This is a genomic window from Streptomyces sp. CA-146814 (assembly GCF_050942385.1).
Taxonomy (GTDB): domain Bacteria; phylum Actinomycetota; class Actinomycetes; order Streptomycetales; family Streptomycetaceae; genus Streptomyces.
In genome coordinates this window covers 7,114,217-7,132,520 of sequence record NZ_CP192068.1, presented here as the reverse complement: position 1 = coordinate 7,132,520, position 18,304 = coordinate 7,114,217, and the positions used below count along the sequence as shown (strand labels likewise).

Here is an 18,304-nt window from a genome sequence, read left to right as displayed (position 1 = left end):
GGACGCCAGAGGAACACGGTGGATCACCGGCGGATCACCGGCGGTACGGTCACCGCTCGGGCTTCGGCACCTTCGGCGGGCAGTCGGGGCCGTCCGGGTTCGTCGCCACGCAGAGCGGCGCCTGCGTCATCTTGGTGTAGTTGTCGGCCTTCTTGCCGACGCTGGAGATGGCCGAGGTGAAGAGCGGATCGAGGTCCTCGCCGACGCCGCATCCCTTGAACGGCGGGATGTGCGCGTAACCGGTCAGATTGCCGCCGGTCGCCACGAGGTAGCCGGCCGGTGGGTAGCTCTGGCCGTACCCCTTCAGGACCTGCTCGAAGGGCCGCTCGGTGCGGCAGTTCGGACCCACGTCCAGCGGGACGCCGTTCACCTTCACGTCGTACAGGCGCATGGAGAGCTGGGCGGTGACCGTGGATTCCTCGGGGTAGGTCGGGGTGTTGGTGACCGTGTGGGTCTGGACGACGGCCGGCGGGCCCACCTGCTCCAGCACCATCGTGGCGGTCGTCGGCATGAACCCGTAACTGAGGAAGGTGGCCTGCGTCGGCGGGAGTTGCCGCTTGCCCTCGTACTCGAAATCGACCTCGGAGGTGACGTCGACGGTGGAGGCGCAGGAGTCGTTGATGTACCGCTTGTTGAGGACCACCTTCATGAACGCGGGGCCGAGCGCCGCCGCACCGTCCAGCTTCACGGCGTTGGCGTACCCGGCGGCGTACGTCTCCGCGGTGGTCATCACCCACTCGGGCGGGATCTCGATCGGGCAGCTTCCGGGGTCCGCTTCGTCGAGGGCTTCGCGCCGCTCCTCGGTGAGGTCGTCGATCTTGCGGTGGGCGTCCGGGTCGAGGCCGGGGGCCGGCGGGGTCGGCCGCTCGGGCGGTTCGGCCGGCTCCTCCTTCCCGGGCGCGGGCTCGTCCGGGCCGGGCGTCGGGGCCGGCGGGCCGACGCTGTCGCGGACGGTGATGTCGGCGAGAGGCCGCTCCTCGTCGTCGGCGGGCTCGCAGACGACGGTGAGCTGCGGAGGCGAGGTCGGGGCGCCGTCCTCGGTGAAGGAGGCGAGGGTGAGGCTGAGCGCGGCGGGGGTGATGGTCGCGCGTCCGGGGCTGCCGAACGCGACGGTGGGGACGTCGCCGGTGGCGGCGAGCACGACACCGTCCTGGTCCTCGTCCTCGCCTTCGCCTTCGCCTTCCGGTGGCAGCGGGACCGCGGGCGCTTCGAGCTGCTGCCAGGAGGCGTCGGCCGAGTGCTCGCCGATGGTGTTCCGTACGGTCAGCTCGGCGACGGCCGACAGCGTGGACGCCTCCAGCGCGGTGAACTGCGCCAGCGCCGACCGTGCCAGGCTCACGTCGACGGAGACGTCACCGGGCCGGATCTCCTCCTCCGTACGGACCGAGACGGGCAGCACCGCCTTGACCGTGACGTCCACTTTCTCCGCGCCGGACGGAAAGGAGCACGTATAAGGGAGCGTGACTTCGGACGTCTGATCGGCCGCCACCGATTCAGCGCTGGGAATGAGCGCGGTGGCGACGACGAGCGCCCCGCCCAGGGCGAGATGGAGCGGGCGTCTCGCCGCGGCGCGTGCATCGAGGGTCATGCGGATGGTGTCCTTCCGGCGCGCGCGGGCCCATCGTTCCGATGGCTGCGAAATGGGGTCCACTTCTCGGCAAACGGCCTTTCGGGCGGACCGGGAATGATCCTCCTACCGACCGGTACGCTACGCATACGGTCAGCGCTCTGGGAAGGGCCGGGAATTACGCCGTTTCGCGGAGGCCCGGTTTTTGGCAGGCGATGACAATTCCGGCCCGTGGAGTTGTCGGCGAGTGAGTGGAGAAGCGCGAGGTGCCCGGCCGTCGAGGGCGCACGGCCGGGCACTGCGCTCATGTGCTGAGCATCAGAGGCGTACGGGATCAGCCGCTGATGACCGGGGACTTGCCGGAGGCCGTGTTCTTGATGGTGTAGAGGCCCTGGAAGCTGGCGGTGGTGCCGACGATGCCGCAGCCGCCGCCGACCTTGTTGGCGATGGTCAGCGTGAGACCGCCGCCCGCCGTGTTCAGCGTGCCGTTGCTCCCGCCGGCGCTCGGGTTGTTGTACTTGGCCGCCACCTTTCCGGTGACGTCGAAGGTGCACGGGCCCAGCAGGCTGCTGCCGCTCACCTTCGCCTTGATCGCTCTGATCTCACCGGTCACCTGGCCGGTGGAGTTGGTGCCGGCGCCCGCCGCGTAGTCGAGACCCCAGATCTGCCACGGAGGCGTGGTGGTCACGGTCCACGTGGAGCTGAAGGGGCCGGTGCAGGGCGAGTTGAACGAGATCGCCGAGATGGAGGCGAGCTGCGCCGGGGAGCCGGCCACCGGGGACGTGGGGGCGGAGCCGGACGCGGCGGAGGACGCGCACTGGATCTTGTTGCCGTTGTTGTCGGTCAGGACGGTCACGCCGGCACTGCCCGTGAAGGCACCGGTCGGCGTGATGGTCCAGCTGGTCGGGGCGGCGATGGCCGACGGAGCGGCCAGCGCGACGGATGCCACGGCGGCACCGATCGCGGTCAGTACACCGGATCGCTTGATCATGGAATGACTCCCTTTTCTTGTCCCGTTGGGGATACGAGTGGACGTGCGCACGGAAAATGCGGGCGGCACGCTTCGAACTGGACTGGAGAAGGCGCGGATCCTTTTGTGGGCCGTCTTCTGTCAGGAGCGGCCGGGCAGTTGTCGTACCACCTCCTTCTTCGGGTTCCGCAAAGCCCTCGGAGGAATGGAGGGCGTCGGCTCCTACCGCACCGCGGAGTGCCAGAATTCCGACAGCTTCTTGCCCTCGTCCGGCGCCAGGCCGGCCGGGTCGTAGGGGCTGCCGAAGTAGGTCGAGGTGTCGTTGAGCTTCACGCTGTTCTTGCCGGCGGCCGACGGGAGACCGGTCTTGAGGTTCACCGCCCAGTCCAGGAGTCCGGCCCCGCAGCCGCTGGCTCCCGGTACGGCGAACGCGGCATCGCCCTGGTCGGCGCCGGCGAAGGTGTAGCGGCCCATCTCGCCCTCGTCGTCGCGGGTTCCGTCGGCCGCGAACCGCTGGAGCGAGAGGCTCGGCACGTTCAGGTTCTGCGGCTTCAGCAGCACCGGATTGGCCGTGGTGCCGATGTAGCACTTGTCGCCGAGGAACGGGTTCCTGAGGTGGATGCGGACCGGAATCGTGAGAATGGGTTCACCGGTGGAGAAGGCCGCCACCATATTGAAGTCCCGTGGTGCGCCGGCCGGTTCGATGGTGGCTGTGATCCGGTTGAGGTTGTTGTCCGTCAACTGGCGGCAGATCGCCGAGACGAACGGGATGGCGCTGGGGCACATCAGTCCGAGCAGTCCGCCGGGGACCTCCGCCGCGTCGGCGGTGAGCGCTCCTTCGGGCGGCGCCACCAGGGAGTTGGTGCCGTCGCTGCGCTGGATGACGCCGAGCTGGAGATCGCTGTTGGCGGTCGGCACCTTGCTCTTGCCGAGCGTGATGGAGCCGGTGACCGAACTCGACGCGATGCAGGTGGCGATGGTGTTGATGCCGTCCGCCGCGAGCATGGCGGGCGCGTCCACCGGGCAGCGGTCGAACGGCGCCCAGTCGCCGTTGAGTTCGGTCGCCGCGGTGGCCGAACCGGTGGAGAGCACGGCGCTGAAGGCGGTGAATGCCGCGAGCAGCCCTATGCGGGTGCGGTTGGAAACGGATCTCATGTCGTCCCCTCTGGTGAGCCGCCACATTGCGGCCTGGTGCGCGAAGTTGACCGGTTCTCCGCGCATGCCCGCACCGCGACGGATTCGTCGGCGGTGGTGGAGCCGCGGGGTGGACCCGGGGAGAAAGATCTGAGCGTCAAATTTCGGGCAGATTTCATGGCCCAATTGAACGAAGCGTGATGTTACTCGCGGGAAACACAGCGACACAATCCGTCCGTCCAAGAATTTTTGCGCGGCCCCGTTTTTGATCCGCGGATGAGTAACCGGGGGTCACCCCCTTGTCAAGGAATGCGCATCCGGAGGCGTCCGAATACGTTCCGGCCGCTGGAACCTGGCCTCGCACCTCGGCGCAGAACGCCACCAGACCGGCGTCAGGGGAGGCACCCCACCCGTCTTGTCACGTGCCTTGTCACCGCCTGAGCAGGCGGCCGAAATTCATTGTCCGAAAGCGCGCAGCAGTGTCCGACCTGCGCGGAAGTCCCACCGCGTGGACACGATGCGTGGCCCCTGCACTCCGATCTTGTCCAAGTGGTGTGCAGTGCCTGTTCCTTGGTCTATCTTCGTCGCGGACTTGATGTCCGCACCTGTCGGTTCGTGGGAGCGCTTTCCCCCGCCGTCTCACCCCACCACCGGGCGCCGAGAGCAGAGGGGACATGGCATGGCACACCTCATACAGCCGTTGGACACCGATGACCCCCTGGGGCCGCTCCCCCAGGAATTCGCCGCGATCATGCGGCCCGAACTCCCCAGCCTCATCAAGGAGATCGGCGTGGAGGTCACCCGCGCCTATCCGGAGTACGCCCGGCTCCTGGACGGCCCCAACGGCCAGGCCATCAGGGTCGGCGTGGAGCAGAGTCTGGCCTCCTTCGTCGACCTGGTGGCCGAGCCCACCACTTCCACCACGCTCCGGGACGACATGTGCCGGCGGTTCGGCCGCTTCGAGGCGTACGAGGGCCGGACCATGGACGCCCTCCAGGGCGCCTACCGGCTCGGCGCGCGGGTGGCGCTGCGGCGGGCCAAGAAGGTGGGGCAGAGCTACCACCTCTCCCCCACCCTCATGCTCAGCTTCGCCGACGCGCTCTTCGCCTACGTCGACGAGCTGGAATCGCTTTCCCGCGAGGGCTTCCTGGAGGTCCAGTCGCAGTCCGGGGAGCAGAGCGAGGCGCTGCGCCGGCGCCTGCTCCACCTCATTCTCGCCGGGCGCCCCGCCCCGCGCAGCGCCATCGCCGACCTCTGCGAGCAGACCGGCTGGACGCTGCCCGACGAGGTCACCCTGGTCGCCGTCCGCGCCCCGGCCACGCTCGACCGGCTCGGCGCCGACCGGGACCTCCTCCTCGATCTCAGCGACCCGCAGCCGCACCTGCTCATCCCCGGCCCGGTGGACGAGGCCCGAAGATCCATGCTGGAACAGGCCCTGCCGGCCGGCCGCGCGGCGATCGGGCTGACCGTTCCGACGGGCCTGGCCTGCGACTCGATCCGGTGGGCCCGCCGGGTGCTGGAGCTCGTCGACTCCGGCGTGATCGACGACGCCCCGGTGATCCGCTGCGAGGACCACCTCATCACCCTGTGGCTGCTCTCCGACCCCGCCCTGCTCGACCAGCTCGCCCAGCGGGAGCTGGCCGCCGTGGCCGGGATCAGCACCACCCGCCGCGAGCGGCTGATCGAGACGCTGCGGATCTGGCTCGACACCCGCGGCACGGCGGCCCAGATGGGCGAACTGCTCGATGTGCACCCGCAGACCGTGCGCTACCGCATGCGCAGCCTGGAGACCATCTTCGGTGATCAACTCGTCGACCCCGAAAGCCGTTTCGCCACCGAGGCCGTGCTCCGCGCGTTACGGCTGCGCACCCGCTCGGCCGGCACATCCCCCTAGGCAGTGTCTTCAAATGATCACCGCTGGTGGATCATGGTGTCGTGATACGTCGCCATGAACTGTCGGATGCCGAGTGGGAGTTCGTCCGGCCGCTGCTGCCCGCGTCGTTGCGGGGACGCAAGCGGTTGGACGATCGCAGGGTCCTGAACGGGATCGTGTGGAAGTTCCGGACCGGGACGGCCTAGCGGGACGTGCCCGAGCGCTATGGCCCGTGGGCCACGCTGCATACGCGTTTCCGCAGGTGGGCGGCGGACGGGACGTTCGACCGGATGCTCCGCGCCGCCCAGGCGAAAGCGGATGCGGCGGGCGACGTCGACTGGCTGGTGTCCGTCGACTCGACGATCGTCCGCGCTCACCAGCACGCGGCCGGGGCCCGAAAAGGGGGCTCCGCGACCCGGCCCTCGGCCGGTCAAGAGGCGGTCTGACCAGCAAAATCCACCTGGCCTGTGACGGGCGGGGCCGACCCCTGGCATTCGTGGTCACGGGTGGAAACACCAACGACTGCACCCGGTTCACCGCCGTGATGGAAGCGATCCGCGTGCCCCGGATCGGACCCGGCCGTCCCCGGGTCCGGCCCGATCACGTCCTGGGCGACAAGGGCTACAGCTCGAAGGCGATCCGCGCCTGGCTCCGTCGCAAGGGCATCGCCCACACGATTCCCGAACGGGCCGACCAGGCCCGCAACCGGGCCCGGCGAGGCAGCCGCGGAGGCCGCCCGCCGGCCTTCGACCGCGAGGTCTACAAGCACCGCAACGTCGTGGAACGGTGCTTCAACCGCCTGAAGCAGTGGCGCGGGATCGCCACCCGGTACGACAAGACTGCCGAGTCCTACGAAGCAGCTGTCACGCTCGCGTCACTCCTGATGTGGGCGTGACATTTGACGACAGGCCCTAGGGCCTCTCGTTTGGATCACGCCGGCCTGATCCAAACGAAAGACCCTGATCCGGATCACGTTCGGCGCGGCAGGTCAACTTACCCGCGCGTAAGGCGAAATAGACGGTCAGTCCCAAACGGTTGCGACACGGAGACGTCTCCGACGAGAAACCCGGAACCGCGTCCCGTACACAAGGAGGAGTCTGCCGCTCATCCGGCGGCAGCACTCACGTACCGCCTCCTGGCCGACCATCCGAGAGGGAACACCCCATGACCGCCTCGCACCTCCTCGTCCCCGTGCCGATCCCGGACCGGGTCGCGGCGCTGATCGGCTCGTGCATCCCGCCGCACATCCTGGAGGCGGAGTTCGATGCCGACTGCGCGGCCCGTGAGGTCCGCAGGTTCCGGGGCCCCCGGCTGGGCGTCGAGGACCAGGCCGACCGTGAGCAGGCTCTGGCGGAGCTGGCCCGCGCCAACAAGATCCTGGCCGCTCACCACCCGCGGCTGGCGGTGGGTCCGGGGTCGTTCGCGTAACGGTGCACCGGCCCGTGGGCGACCCTCCGCCGGGCCGGGCGGAGCCGTCAGGGATAGTGGGCGTCCGTCCGCATCCCTCCCCGGAGTACCCATGACCGCCCGCCACGGTGCCCACCGCCCCTCCCTCCTCCTCGTCACCGATCTCGGCTACGAGGCGCGCGGCCGCCGCTACTGCGACGAGGACATCCACCTGGCCTCCCGGCTCCGCGAGGCCTTCGACGTGGCGCTCTGCCATCCCCGGGACGCGGCCGCGCTGCTGGACCGCTTCGACCTCGCCCTCGTACGCAACAGCGGTCCCGTCCTGCACTACCGGGAGGCGTACGACGCGTTCCGCGCACGCGCCCTGGAATCGGGGGTGCCGGTCTACAACCCGCTGGACGGGCGCGGCGACACGGCGGGCAAGGAGTATCTGGTGGAGCTGAGCCGGGCCGGGTTCCCGGTGATCCCGACGGTGGACCGGGCGGCGGATCTGGGGCTGCTGCCCGAGGCGCGGGAGTACGCGGTCAAGCCGAAGCTGGGGGCGGACTCGGTCGGGCTGCGGTTCGTCGCGGGGGCGGAGGCGGCGGGCGAGCTGGAGAGGGAGGACGAGGGCGTGCTGCTCGTGCAGCCACGGATCGGCTTCCGGTACGAGGTGTCCTTCTACTTCGTGGACCACGACTTCCAGTACGCGCTGTACGCACCGGACCCGGAGCGGCGGTGGGTGCTGGAGCCGTACGCGGCGAGTGCCGGGGACCTGGCGTTCGCGCGCCGCTTCATCGAGTGGAACGCGCTCGGCCACGGCATCCAGCGGGTCGACGCCTGCCGTACGGAGGAGGGCAAGTTGCTCCTCGTGGAGCTGGAGGACCTCAACCCGTACCTCTCGCTCGACCGGGTGGACGAGGAGGTCCGGGAGGCGTTCGTGGCGCGGCTGAAGGCGTCGATCGCCGCGCTGATCGGCTGACGCCCATCCGGACGGCCCCCGCATGCGGGCGGCGGAGCGCGGTGTGAGGGTGCAGAGGTGACCACTGCCAGCGAGCAAGCCCCCGCCGCGCAGAGTGCCGCCGCGCCGCCGCCCGTCCTCGACCGGCGGCGGCGCAACATCGTCTTCGCCACCATCGTGCTCGGCATGCTGCTGGCCGCGCTGGACCAGACGATCGTGGGCACGGCCCTGCCGACGATCGTCTCGGACCTGGGCGGCGCCGAGCACATGTCGTGGGTGGTCACCGCCTACCTGCTCGCCGAGACGGTCGCCACCGTCCTGGTCGGCAAGTTCGGTGACCTGTTCGGGCGGAAGCTGGTCTTCCAGGTCTCCGCGATCGTCTTCATCACCGGCTCGTTCCTCTGCGGCCTCGCCTCGGACATGCTGCTGCTGATCATCTGGCGCGGGATGCAGGGCATCGGCGCCGGCGGCCTCATGGTCACGTCGATGGCGCTGATCGCGGATGTGATCCCGCTGCGCGAGCGCGGCAAGTACCAGGGCGCGATCGGAGCGGTCTTCGGCATCTCCACGGTGATCGGACCGCTGCTCGGCGGGCTCTTCACCGACCACCTGACCTGGCGCTGGGCGTTCTACGTCAACGTGCCGATCGCGATCGTGGTGGTGATCGCCGCCGCCCGCAACATCCCGTCGGTGAAGGCCGCCGGACGCCCGGTCATCGACTACATGGGCATCGCGCTGGTCGCCGTCGGCGCGAGCGCGCTGATCCTCGCGACGAGCTGGGGCGGGAACGAGTACGGCTGGGGCTCGCCCATGATCATCGGGCTGTTCATCGGCGGGATCATCGCCCTGACGCTGTTCTGCCTGGTGGAGACGCGGGCGAAGGAACCGATGCTGCCGATGCGGCTGTTCCGGAATCCGGTGTTCACCGTCTGCTCGATCCTCAGCTTCATCGTGGGTTTCGCGATGCTCGGCTCGATGATCTTCCTGCCGACCTACCTCCAGTACGTGGACGGGGACTCGGCGACGCTCTCGGGCGTGCGGACCCTGCCGCTGGTCGCCGCGCTGCTGGTCGCCTCGATCTTCAGCGGCACGGTGGTCAGCAGGACCGGCCGCTACCGCATCTTCCCCATCATCGGAACGCTGATCATGGCGGCCGGGCTGTTCCTGCTGTCGCGGATGGGGCCGGAGAGCGGGGTGTGGCTGGAGTCGCTCTACATGGTGGTGCTGGGGCTCGGCATCGGGCTGGCCATGCAGGTGCTGACGATCGCGGTGCAGAACACCGTCGACTACGCGGACCTGGGTACGGCGACCTCGGGCGTGACGTTCTTCCGTACGCTCGGCAGCGCCTTCGGCACGGCGGTCTTCGGGACGATCTACGCCAACGCCCTGACGCCCAACCTCCGGGACGGGGTCGGCCAGGCGGTGGCGGCGGGCGGTGACCCGGCGGTCCTGGCTCGGGCCTCGGAGAGCCCGCAGGCCCTGCACGCGCTGCCCGCCGCCCAGGTGGAACCGCTGGCCCAGGCGTACGCGCAGACCCTGCACACCGTGTTCCTGTGGACGGTTCCGGTGGCGCTGATCGGCTTCGTCGTCGCGCTGTTCCTCAAGGAGGTGAAGCTGCGCGACTCGGCCCGGCTCGCCTCGACGGACATGGGTGACGGCTTCGCCCAGCCCGGCAGCGGCGACTCGGAGAAGCTCCTGGAGATCGCGGTGGCCCAGATCCTGCACGGCGCCGGCCCGGACACGGCCCGGCGGATCATCAGGGAGTCCGATACCCGGCTGGACATGGCGGGCGCGTGGGCGGTGATGCAGGTGGACCTCTTCACCCGGATGGTCGGCCATGCGGGGCTGCGGCTGATCGCGGCCCGGCACCGCCTGCCGCCGGAGGTGCTGGTCCCCGTCTTCGACCGGATGATCGAGGAGGGCTATCTGACCGGGGACGGCCGCCTCTTCTCCCATACGGCGGCGGGCCGGCGCGAGGCGAACGTGATCTCCGACGCCTGGGGCCGCTGGCTCAACGAGCGGCTCGCGGAGGACGGGGCCCGGCCCGATGACGGACAGCTCCGCATCGCCGTGGACATGATCGCGAAACGGCTGCTGGCGGAGGACCTGGCCCAGGAGCTGTCGCCGGCCCCGCACCCGGGCGGCTCCACGCGGGTGGGGGCGCCGGCCTGAAGGCCCCGCCCGGTGTGCTCGCCCGCTCCTCAGTCGACGAAGACGGCCGTCGCGTAGACCCAGGCGCCCTCGTGGCGGACGAAGCGGCTGTGTTCGTGGAGGGAGTCCGGGCGGCCGTCGTCGGTGTAGTGGGCGCGGAAGGTGACGGTCCCGGTGGTGTGGAAGGCGCTGCCTTCGGTGGTGTCCAGGATCTCCAGACCCGTCCAGCGCATGGCGGGGTCGAAGTCGACGCCCGGCGGCCGGGTCTCGGGGTGCCAGGTGCGCAGGAGGTACGCCGCGTCCTGGACGACGAACGCCGCGTACCGGGAGCGCATCAGGGCCTCGCAGGTCGGAGCGGCGGCGCTGCCGGAGTGGAAGCGGCCGCAGCACTCCCCGTACGGCGCGGTCAGGCCGCAGGGGCAGGGCGAGGCGGGGGTGGTGCGCGGGGCCTGCGGGGTGGCGGGCTGCCGGGGGCGGGAGGTGCGTCGTGACATGGGTCCATTGTCCCCCCGGTCCGGCGCCGCATCCCTCCCCCGTGCCCCGCCGCTCAGCGCCCCGCCGCGAACCGGCTGCGGTACTCCGTGGGCGTCAGCCCCGTACGGCGGCGCAGTTGCGTACGCAGGTTGGTCGCCGTGCCGAGGCCGCAGGTGCGGGCGATCACGTCGAGGCGGTCCTCGCCGCGCTCCATGAGGCGGCAGGCCAGCGTGGTCCGCTGCTCGGTCAGCCAGGCCAGCGGGGTCGTACCGAGCTGGGACCGGAAGCGGCGGTGGAGGGTGGCCGGGCTGACGGCCGCGCGGGCGGCGAGGCCGGACACGTCCAGGCCGTCGGCCAGGTGCTCGGCCGCCCAAGCGAGGAGCGGGGCGAGCGAGGCGTCGGCGACCTCGGGCAGCGGGTACTCGATGAACTGGCGCTGGCCGCCGTCCCGGTGCGCCGGGTGGACCAGCCGCCGGCTGACGGCGGCCGCGATCTCGGCCCCGTGGTCGGCGCGGATGAGGTGGAGGGAGGTGTCCAGGGCGGCGGCGCTGCCCGCCGCGGTGATCACCTGCCCGTCGTCGACGAAGAGCACGTCGGGCTGAAGGTCCACCTGCGGATACCGGGCGGTGAAGGCCTCCGCCCACCGCCAGTGCGTGGTGGCCCGTCGGCCGTCCAGGACGCCGGCGGCGGCGAGCGTGAACGTCCCGGTGCAGAAGCTGACCAGCCGGGCGCCGCGCTCGGCGGCCCGCCGGACTGCCGCCAGGACCTCGGGTCCCGGGTCCTCCAGCGGATCGGGCCGGTTGGGGACGATGACGGTGTCGGCGCGGTCCACGGCGTCGAGCCCGGACACGTCGGAGAGCTGGAAGAAGCCCGCGTGCATCCGGACCGTGGGGGTGGGCGAGCAGAGCGCGAAGTCGTACCAGTCGACGGGCAGTTCGGGTCGGCGCAGGCCGAAGAGTTCGGTCGCCACGCCCATCTCGAAGGGGTTCGATCCGGCCGAGACGATCATGACGACCCGGTGCGAGGCCTCGTGTGAGGTCCGGTGCGAGGCCCCGTGTGAGGTCCGGTGCGAGGATTCTTTCGCCATGTGCGATTCGTAGCACTCACGGGCGTGGCGGTCCAGCGCCCAGGGTGGAGGCATGACCACGGACCCGGCACGACCTGCCACCGAACCGATCCTGATCGACGATGCCCTCGGCTCCTTCGACGCGCTCTGGAGCCCGCGCATCATGGCCCGCGTCAACGACTACGACGTACGCGTCGCGAAGGTGCACGGCCACCACGTCTGGCATGTGCACGAGAACACGGACGAGTTCTTCCTCGTGGTGGACGGCACGCTGGACATCGACCTGCGCGACGGCACCGCCGGGCAGGACGAGCGGACCGTCACCCTCACCCGTGGCGCGGTCTTCGTCGTGCCGCGCTCCACCTGGCACCGCCCGCGCTCGGCGGACGGTGCCTCCCTGCTGCTCTTCGAGCCCTCCGGTACGTCGACGGTGGGCGACGACCACGACCCCGTACCGGACCATGTGGACGCGACGACGGGCCACGCGCTGACCCGGTGAGGCTCAGGGCTTGCGCGCGACTCCCGCGTAACCGGGGATCGGCTCGTCACCCGGTACGCCGATGACCTCGCCGAGCTCCGGACGCCAGTCGGCGGAGAGCGAGACGCCCGGCTCGACCAGTTCCAGGCCGTCGAAGAAGGCGGTGAGCTCGGCGCGCGAGCGGGGGCGCAGGGTCATCCCGCGCTCCTTGTACATGGCCCGTGCCTGGGCCGCGCCCTCCGGGTTGAAGTCGCCGGTGGTGTGCGACAGCACCAGGTAGCTGCCGGAGGGGAGCTGGTCGACCAGCTTGTCGACCAGCTCGGCCGCGCCGTCCTCGTCGTCGATGAAGTGCAGCAGCGCCAGCAGCGAGAGCGCGATCGGCTTCTCGAAGTCCAGCACCTTTCCGGCCTCGGCCAGGATCGCCTCGGGTTTGCGGGCGTCGGCCTGGATGTACTCGGTGGCGCCCTCGGGCGTGGAGCGCAGCAGGGCCGCCGCGTGGGCCAGGACGATCGGGTCGTTGTCGCAGTAGACGATCCGGGCGTCGGGCGCGGTCTGCTGCGCGACCTGGTGGAGGTTCGGCTCGGTGGGTATGCCGGTGCCGATGTCCAGGAACTGGCGCACACCGTTCTCGGCGAGCCAGCGGGTGGCCCGGTGCATGAACGCCCGGTTGACGCGGGCCATGTCCCGGCCCCGCGCGTCCAGCTTGAGCAGCTGGCGAGCCATCTGTTCGTCGACCGGGTAGTTGTCCTTGCCGCCGAGGAACCAGTCGTACATCCGGGCGGGATGCGGCTTGCTCGTGTCGATCTCGATGGCCTGGGGGTCTTGCCCGGTCATGGCGTACTCCATGGATAGGGGTCGGACAGGATGAGTGGTGGTGCGTCAGGTGAGAAGGAAGTCCGCCTGGCCCGCCTTGGCGCCCTGGATGAACGCGGCGATCTCGCCGTTGGAGTAGATGAGCGCGGGGCCGTCCGGATCGGCGGACTGGCGCACCGCGACCCGGCCGTCCGCGAGCTTCATGGCCTCGATGCAGTTGCCCCCGTTGCCGCCGCTCCAGGGCTTGTACCAGCCTTCGGAGCCGAGGTCGGCGGCCGGCATGCCGTTGTATATGTGGTTCATCACAGCTCCTTGCGGAAGTCCCGGAGGATTTCCTTCGTGCGTTGTGCAGTCGCGGCCTGAGCCGCCATGCGGTCCATGACTTCGAGGTACGAGGCCACCTCGGGCCGGGCGTCGAAGTAGACCGCTCCGGTGAGGTACTCGCTGAAGACCATGTCCGGAAGTTCGGGGACGGCGAAGCGGAAGAGGACGAACGGGCCGTAGGTGCCCGGGTGGTGGCCGCTCGCGAACTCCGCGATCTGCAGGGTGACATGGGGCAGCTCGGTCGATTCGAGCAGCTTGTCGATCTGGGCGCGCATCACCTGTGCGCCGCCCACCGGCCGTCGCAGGACGGTCTCATCCATGATCACCCAGAGTCGCGGCGCGTCGTCCTTGGTGAGCAGCGACTGGCGTTCCATGCGCAGGGCCACATGGCCTTCGATCTCCTCGGGCCGGGTCTGGCCGACGGCTCCGGTGCGCATCACCGAGCGTGCGTACTCCTCGGTCTGGAGCAGGCCGGGCACGAAGTGCGGCTCGTACATGCGCAGGAGGCTCGCGGCGCCCTCCAGGCTGACGTACATGCTGAACCAGTCCGGCAGCACGTCGTGGAACCGCTGCCACCAGCCCGGCTTGTTGGCCTCCTCGGCCAGGTCGACGAAGGCCTCGGCCTCGTCGTCGGCGATGCCGTAGGCCTTCAGCAGCAGCTGGACGTAGGGGATCTTGAGGCCGACCTCGGCCGTCTCCATCCGGCGTATCGTCGCGGGAGCGACCCTGAGCACCTTCGCCGCCTGGTCGCGGGTCAGGCCGACGCGCTCCCGCAGATCCTGCAGCCGCTTGCCGAGCACCACCTGGCCCACGGTCGGGGCGGACCGCGGTTCGCTCACTTCAGACCTCCCCATGCGCTGTTTTGCGAGCAGTGTGCCACGCGTGCGCCCCCAACGACACAGTCACTCTGGAAAATTCAGAGTGCCCCTTGCCAAGTGTCTTCGACAGGGGGAAAGTTGGCCATCGAACCAGTTCGCTCAGTCATGACCGCTCCTCACCACACCGGGGAACGAAGCGTGACGCAGCCCCCACTGTGAGGAATCGGTCGTGGCACCTGGCAGTGCGCTCATCCCCCGGACCATGGATCTCAGCCCCGGGACGGAAGCGCTCCGTTACTGCTTCGCGCTGCCCGCGCACCCGGAGTCGGTGGCCGGTGCGCGGCAGCTGACCCGGGCGCGGCTGGAGAGCTGGAAGCTGGGCGGCGATGTGTACGACGCGGCCGTGCTCATCGTGTCCGAGCTGGTCACCAACGCGGTCGTGCACACCGCGAGCACCCGGGTGGTGTGCGAGCTGCGGTGTCTCGGCAGACGTCTGCGGATAGCCGTCCAGGACCAGGGCCACCAGCCCGGCGGCCCCCGGCTGCGCCGCTGTTCCGACGACGAGCACGGGCGCGGTCTGCTGCTGGTGGACACGATGAGCAGCTCGTGGGGGTCCCACGACGCCGGGGACGAATCGGGGCGCATCGTGTGGGCGGAGCTGCCGCACGGCGTGGAACAGCCATGCTGAGGAACGCGCTGTCCCGGCTGCGCGGTGCGCACCGGCCGCGGACGGCCGAGGAACCGCGGGGCGGGCGGGTGCGGTTGTCGCTGCCGCCCGCGATGTCGGCCAGCCTGGGGTGCGACGCGGTCGGTGTGCCCGCCCGGCACGGCTTCCGGCTGATGTCCCATCTCCCGCGCACCGGCTGTGTGTTCGCCGACGCGGACCGCTGGTGGTGGATCGTCCCGGCCGGCTCCGATCTGGACCTGGACTGGCCCGAGCAGGTGATGTACGCCCGGGGCGCCGACGTCCCCGCCGTACGGCCGCGCCTGATCCACTCGCCGGACAGCCTCACCCCGTACACCCCGCCCATCCCGCTCTTCCTGATGGTCTGCCAGGTGGCGGGCGTGGCACCGACCTGGGCCAGGAGCGTCGTCCCGGCCCCTTGAGCCGGCCCTCTACGTCCGGTCGAGATAGGCGAGTTGCGGATGGACCGCGAGGTAGCCGTCCACCAGCTTCGCCGCCACCGCTGCGGAGTCGACCAGCGGGTGCAGCGCGAAGGCCCGCACCGCCGCCGCCCGCGATCCGCTCTCCGCCGCCTCCAGCACCGTACGCTCCACGGCCTTTACCGCTGTGACGAGACCGACGGCGTCGTACGGGAGTGGCGAAACGGCCACCGGATGGGCGCCGTTGGCGTCGACCAGGCAGGGCACCTCCACGACGGCTTCGGCGTCCAGGGCCGAAAGGGCCGTGCGGTTACGGACGTTGAGGATCAGCGAGGTGCGCTCGTTGCGGGCGATGGCCCGCATCAGCGCGAGGGCCACCTGTTCGTAGCCGCCGGACTCCAGATCGCTCTCCTCCCGCTCCCCCGCTCCGGCGACGTCCCGGTTCTCCGCCATGTACGTGGCCTCGCGCTCGGCACGGGTGCGGTCCCAGGTGGCGAGGGCAGGTGTGCCGGGCTCGCGCATCCGGGCGTAGAAGCCCTCCTGCTGGTCGCGGAGGAAGGCGCCCCGGGTCTGCTCCACCTGCTGGTAGGAGCGGACGGTCTCGCGGTTGAAGTAGTAGTAGTGCAGGTACTCGTTGGGGATCGCACCCAGCGACCGGAGCAGCTCCGGGCCGAAGAGCCGGCCCTCCTCGAAGGAGCCCAGCAGCTCCGTATCCGCGAGCAGCCGGGGCAGTTCGTCACGCCCGTCGACGTACAGGCCCCGTACCCAGCCGAGGTGGTTGAGCCCGGCGTAGTCGATCCAGGCCCGGTCCGGGTCGGCGCCGAGCGTGCGGGCGATGCGGCGGCCGAGGCCGACCGGTGAGTCGCAGATGCCGATGACCCGGTCACCGAGGTGGCGGGACATGGCCTCGGTGACCAGTCCGGCCGGGTTGGTGAAGTTGATGGTCCAGGCGTGCGGGGCGAGGCGGGCGATGCGCCGGGCCAGGTCGACGGCGACCGGAACGGTGCGCAGTCCGTACGCGATGCCTCCGGCGCCGACCGTCTCCTGGCCGAGCACGCCGAGGTCCAGCGCGACCCGTTCGTCGGCGGCCCGTCCGGCGAGGCCGCCGACGCGGATCGCGGAGAAGACGAAGTCGGCGCCGCGCAGCGCCTCGTCCAGCTCGGTGGTGGCGACGACGGCGGGTGCGTCCGGGATGCCGCGCGCCTGTTCCTCCAGGACCCGGGCGACGGCGGTGAGCCGGTCGGCGTCGGTGTCGTACAGGGTGACCTGCGAGACGCGGCCCTCGGCGTGATCGCCGAGCAGGGCCCCGTACACGAGAGGCACCCGGAATCCGCCACCGCCAAGAATTGTCAGCTTCACGCTGCTCGATGGTACGGGGGTGCGCCCCGCGCACGTCGGCGGCGGCACCGGACCCTCGGGCCTGTCGTACGGGTCCGGTGCCGCCGCCGGAGCGGGTCAGTAGCCGTTCCACCAGCGGGAGACGGCCTGCCAGAGCCGGGCGGGCGCGGCCGGGCGGCGCTGCTGCGGGACCACGGCGGTTCCCGGCGCCGGCTCGGCGGGCGCAGTTGCGGGAGCCGGGGCCTGGCGGGGCTGCGGGGTCGCGCCCGGGGCGTGGGCGGGCTGCATTCCGGCCAGCGAGTGCGCGGGCTCGGGGACCGGGCGGGCCGGGGAGGAGATCTCCCAGTCGCCGGCCGGACGGGTCGCGCGGGCCATCACCGAGAGCGGGTCGGCGTCCAGCTTCTGCTGCGGGCTGGGCGCGAACTTCACCGGCAGCTCGACCAGGTGGCGGGACATGATGTTGCCGACCCAGCGCAGCTCGCTCTCCTCCACGCCGAGCTCCAGGTCAGGCAGCCGCATCAGCAGCGCGTCGACGCCGACGTCCGCGATCGCCCGGCCGATGTCCTGGCCGGGGCACTCGTGCGGGCCGCCGCTGAACGCGAGGTGGGCGCGGTTGCCCTCCATGTTGGCGGTGAGGTCCGGGCGGACGGTCGGGTCGGTGTTGGCCGGGGCGATGCCGACGAGCAGCGCGTCGCCCGCCTTGATCTGCTGGCCGCCGAGCTCGGTGTCGCCGACCGCCCACCGGCCGAAGACGGCGGTGAACGGCGGTTCGTCCCAGAGGGTCTGCTCCACCGCCTCGGGCACGGTCATGTGGCCGCCGCTGAGCCGGGCGCGGAAGCGCGGGTCGGTGAGGACCATGCGCAGCACGTTGGCGATGAGGTTGGCGGTGGACTCGTACGCCGCGATGAGGATGAGGCGCAGGTGCTCGACGACCTCGACGTCGGTCATCGTCGCGGGGTGCTCGACCAGCCAGGAGGCGAAGTCGGGGGCCGGTTCGGCGCGGCGGCGCTCCACCAGCCGGTTCAGCACGCCGACGATGTGGGCGTTGCTGGCCACGGCGGTCTCGGTGCCACGGGTCATGTCGCGGGCGGCCTGGACGAGCCGCTCGTCGTACTCCTCGGGCATGCCGAAGATCGCGCACATCACCATCATCGGCAGATGGTCCGCGAACTGGCTGACCAGGTCGGCGCTGCCCTTCTCGGAGAAGTCGTTGACCAGGCGGTTGCTGAAGCGGTTGATGTGGCGGCGGACGCCACGGGTGTCGATGCGCTCCATGCTGTCGGTGACCGCGCCGCGCTGCCGCTCGTGCTTGGCGCCGTCGGCGAAGACGCAGACGGGCTGCCAGGTGAAGATCGGGGCGAGCGGGTGGTCCGGGGCGACGCTGCCGTCCTGGAGGGCCCGCCAGCGGCGGGAGTCCCGGGAGAACTGGGACGGCGTACGGGTGAGGTGGAGGTTCTCGCTGTGGCCGAGGACGAGCCAGGCGGGCACGTCGCCGTGGAGGAGGACCGGGGCGACGGTGCCGTGTTCGGCGCGGAGCTTGTCGTAGAGGCCGGCGGGGTCGTTCTCCGCCTCGGGGCCGTACAGCCGGCGCCGGCCGCCGGGGCCGGTGCCGAGGTTGTGGGCCGGGCACTGGGGCGGCGGGACGGCGCCGGGTTCGTGGTGGAAGGGGGTGGTCACTGTGGCTCCAGGGATCAGGACGGCCATGGATCGGACAGGGGTGGGCAAGAGCTGTACGGGGTGTACGGGCAGCGCGCCGGGGGAACGGCGCGCAGCCCCGGCGCCGGGACGGCCTGGAAACCGTCCCGGCGCCGACGGTAAATCGGCAGGAGGACCGGGGCCGGAGCCGG

At 70.8% G+C, this 18,304-nt stretch carries 17 protein-coding genes and 1 pseudogene; 8 read left to right on the top strand and 10 right to left on the bottom strand.

The genetic code is table 11. The annotated features are described in order from the left end of the window. Positions 1–49: 49 nt before the first annotated feature. The 3 genes from ACQP09_RS31500 to ACQP09_RS31490 form a co-directional block, all read right to left on the bottom strand. Positions 50–1,588 carry a DUF6801 domain-containing protein gene (locus ACQP09_RS31500; RefSeq protein WP_433405878.1) on the bottom strand — a complete coding sequence of 513 codons (1,539 nt, stop codon included), beginning with the start codon at positions 1,586–1,588 and terminating at the stop codon, positions 50–52. Between the two features lie 313 nt (positions 1,589–1,901). Then, positions 1,902–2,558 (bottom strand): hypothetical protein, encoded by a 657-nt coding sequence (locus tag ACQP09_RS31495; RefSeq protein WP_433405876.1) that lies wholly within the window; start codon positions 2,556–2,558, stop codon positions 1,902–1,904. A gap of 201 nt (positions 2,559–2,759) precedes the next feature. Beyond that, on the bottom strand, positions 2,760–3,692 hold the full coding sequence (locus tag ACQP09_RS31490) for a hypothetical protein (protein ID WP_433405874.1): 933 nt from the start codon (positions 3,690–3,692) through the stop codon (positions 2,760–2,762). A gap of 658 nt (positions 3,693–4,350) precedes the next feature. On the opposite strand from ACQP09_RS31490, the gene ACQP09_RS31485 reads away from it, so the two are divergent. The 5 genes and pseudogenes from ACQP09_RS31485 (at position 4,351) to ACQP09_RS31465 (ending at position 10,063) form a co-directional block, all read left to right on the top strand. Further along, positions 4,351–5,565, top strand: coding sequence for a helix-turn-helix domain-containing protein (locus tag ACQP09_RS31485; protein ID WP_433405872.1), 1,215 nt, complete (start codon positions 4,351–4,353; stop codon positions 5,563–5,565). Positions 5,566–5,609: 44 nt separating this feature from the next. Next, a pseudogene (locus ACQP09_RS31480) lies at positions 5,610–6,439 on the top strand (IS5 family transposase). A gap of 269 nt (positions 6,440–6,708) precedes the next feature. After that, the gene (locus ACQP09_RS31475; RefSeq protein WP_433405871.1) at positions 6,709–6,972 is read left to right on the top strand and encodes a hypothetical protein; all 264 of its coding nucleotides are present in this window, start codon (positions 6,709–6,711) and stop codon (positions 6,970–6,972) included. A gap of 91 nt (positions 6,973–7,063) precedes the next feature. Next, positions 7,064–7,912 (top strand): hypothetical protein, encoded by an 849-nt coding sequence (locus ACQP09_RS31470; RefSeq protein ID WP_433405869.1) that lies wholly within the window; start codon positions 7,064–7,066, stop codon positions 7,910–7,912. Between the two features lie 57 nt (positions 7,913–7,969). Beyond that, positions 7,970–10,063, top strand: a complete 2,094-nt coding sequence (locus ACQP09_RS31465; protein ID WP_433405867.1) for an MDR family MFS transporter — start codon at positions 7,970–7,972, stop codon at positions 10,061–10,063. Between the two features lie 29 nt (positions 10,064–10,092). On the opposite strand, the gene ACQP09_RS31460 is transcribed toward ACQP09_RS31465, so the two are convergent. Both ACQP09_RS31460 and ACQP09_RS31455 read right to left on the bottom strand, forming a co-directional pair. Then, entirely contained in the window at positions 10,093–10,536 is a 444-nt protein-coding gene (locus ACQP09_RS31460) for a YchJ family protein (protein ID WP_433405866.1), read from the bottom strand. A gap of 53 nt (positions 10,537–10,589) precedes the next feature. Beyond that, positions 10,590–11,603 (bottom strand): GlxA family transcriptional regulator, encoded by a 1,014-nt coding sequence (locus ACQP09_RS31455; RefSeq protein ID WP_433405864.1) that lies wholly within the window; start codon positions 11,601–11,603, stop codon positions 10,590–10,592. 52 nt (positions 11,604–11,655) lie between these two features. On the opposite strand from ACQP09_RS31455, the gene ACQP09_RS31450 reads away from it, so the two are divergent. Continuing rightward, positions 11,656–12,081 carry a cupin domain-containing protein gene (locus ACQP09_RS31450; RefSeq protein WP_433405862.1) on the top strand — a complete coding sequence of 142 codons (426 nt, stop codon included), beginning with the start codon at positions 11,656–11,658 and terminating at the stop codon, positions 12,079–12,081. A 3-nt stretch (positions 12,082–12,084) separates the two neighbouring features. Here the strand turns inward: ACQP09_RS31450 and ACQP09_RS31445 are convergent, their stop codons facing one another. Genes ACQP09_RS31445 through ACQP09_RS31435 form a run of 3 tightly spaced genes read right to left on the bottom strand, consistent with a single transcriptional unit; the run spans position 12,085 to position 14,036 of the window. Continuing rightward, positions 12,085–12,894, bottom strand: coding sequence for an SAM-dependent methyltransferase (locus ACQP09_RS31445; protein ID WP_433405860.1), 810 nt, complete (start codon positions 12,892–12,894; stop codon positions 12,085–12,087). Between the two features lie 45 nt (positions 12,895–12,939). Next, complete coding sequence (locus tag ACQP09_RS31440; RefSeq protein ID WP_030573999.1) at positions 12,940–13,176, bottom strand: DUF397 domain-containing protein; 237 nt, start codon at positions 13,174–13,176, stop codon at positions 12,940–12,942. Continuing rightward, positions 13,176–14,036, bottom strand: a complete 861-nt coding sequence (locus tag ACQP09_RS31435; protein ID WP_433405858.1) for a helix-turn-helix domain-containing protein — start codon at positions 14,034–14,036, stop codon at positions 13,176–13,178. The genes ACQP09_RS31440 and ACQP09_RS31435 overlap by 1 nt, the downstream gene beginning before the upstream one ends. A 208-nt stretch (positions 14,037–14,244) precedes the next feature. On the opposite strand from ACQP09_RS31435, the gene ACQP09_RS31430 reads away from it, so the two are divergent. Continuing rightward, positions 14,245–14,703 (top strand): ATP-binding protein, encoded by a 459-nt coding sequence (locus tag ACQP09_RS31430; RefSeq protein ID WP_433405856.1) that lies wholly within the window; start codon positions 14,245–14,247, stop codon positions 14,701–14,703. Beyond that, positions 14,697–15,122: a hypothetical protein gene (locus ACQP09_RS31425; protein ID WP_433405854.1), complete on the top strand. Its 426-nt coding sequence runs from the start codon at positions 14,697–14,699 to the stop codon at positions 15,120–15,122. The genes ACQP09_RS31430 and ACQP09_RS31425 overlap by 7 nt, the downstream gene beginning before the upstream one ends. A gap of 9 nt (positions 15,123–15,131) precedes the next feature. Here the strand turns inward: ACQP09_RS31425 and ACQP09_RS31420 are convergent, their stop codons facing one another. Together ACQP09_RS31420 and ACQP09_RS31415 are read right to left on the bottom strand one after the other, a co-directional pair. Beyond that, positions 15,132–16,478: a 6-phospho-beta-glucosidase gene (locus tag ACQP09_RS31420; RefSeq protein ID WP_433405852.1), complete on the bottom strand. Its 1,347-nt coding sequence runs from the start codon at positions 16,476–16,478 to the stop codon at positions 15,132–15,134. A 96-nt stretch (positions 16,479–16,574) separates the two neighbouring features. Then, positions 16,575–18,134, bottom strand: coding sequence for a cytochrome P450 (locus tag ACQP09_RS31415; protein ID WP_433405850.1), 1,560 nt, complete (start codon positions 18,132–18,134; stop codon positions 16,575–16,577). Positions 18,135–18,304: the final 170 nt, after the last annotated feature.

What these genes read in the sequence shown, in the direction of transcription:
- ACQP09_RS31470 (WP_433405869.1), top strand. Translation starts at nt 7,064, where the DNA reads ATGACCGCCCGCCACGGTGCCCACCGCCCCTCCCTCCTCCTCGTCACC.
- ACQP09_RS31425 (WP_433405854.1), top strand. Translation starts at nt 14,697, where the DNA reads ATGCTGAGGAACGCGCTGTCCCGGCTGCGCGGTGCGCACCGGCCGCGG.
- ACQP09_RS31475 (WP_433405871.1), top strand. Translation starts at nt 6,709, where the DNA reads ATGACCGCCTCGCACCTCCTCGTCCCCGTGCCGATCCCGGACCGGGTC.
- ACQP09_RS31455 (WP_433405864.1), bottom strand. Translation starts at nt 11,603, where the DNA reads ATGGCGAAAGAATCCTCGCACCGGACCTCACACGGGGCCTCGCACCGG.
- ACQP09_RS31500 (WP_433405878.1), bottom strand. Translation starts at nt 1,588, where the DNA reads ATGACCCTCGATGCACGCGCCGCGGCGAGACGCCCGCTCCATCTCGCC.
- ACQP09_RS31490 (WP_433405874.1), bottom strand. Translation starts at nt 3,692, where the DNA reads ATGAGATCCGTTTCCAACCGCACCCGCATAGGGCTGCTCGCGGCATTC.
- ACQP09_RS31495 (WP_433405876.1), bottom strand. Translation starts at nt 2,558, where the DNA reads ATGATCAAGCGATCCGGTGTACTGACCGCGATCGGTGCCGCCGTGGCA.
- ACQP09_RS31450 (WP_433405862.1), top strand. Translation starts at nt 11,656, where the DNA reads ATGACCACGGACCCGGCACGACCTGCCACCGAACCGATCCTGATCGAC.
- ACQP09_RS31440 (WP_030573999.1), bottom strand. Translation starts at nt 13,176, where the DNA reads ATGAACCACATATACAACGGCATGCCGGCCGCCGACCTCGGCTCCGAA.
- ACQP09_RS31445 (WP_433405860.1), bottom strand. Translation starts at nt 12,894, where the DNA reads ATGACCGGGCAAGACCCCCAGGCCATCGAGATCGACACGAGCAAGCCG.
- ACQP09_RS31485 (WP_433405872.1), top strand. Translation starts at nt 4,351, where the DNA reads ATGGCACACCTCATACAGCCGTTGGACACCGATGACCCCCTGGGGCCG.
- ACQP09_RS31460 (WP_433405866.1), bottom strand. Translation starts at nt 10,536, where the DNA reads ATGTCACGACGCACCTCCCGCCCCCGGCAGCCCGCCACCCCGCAGGCC.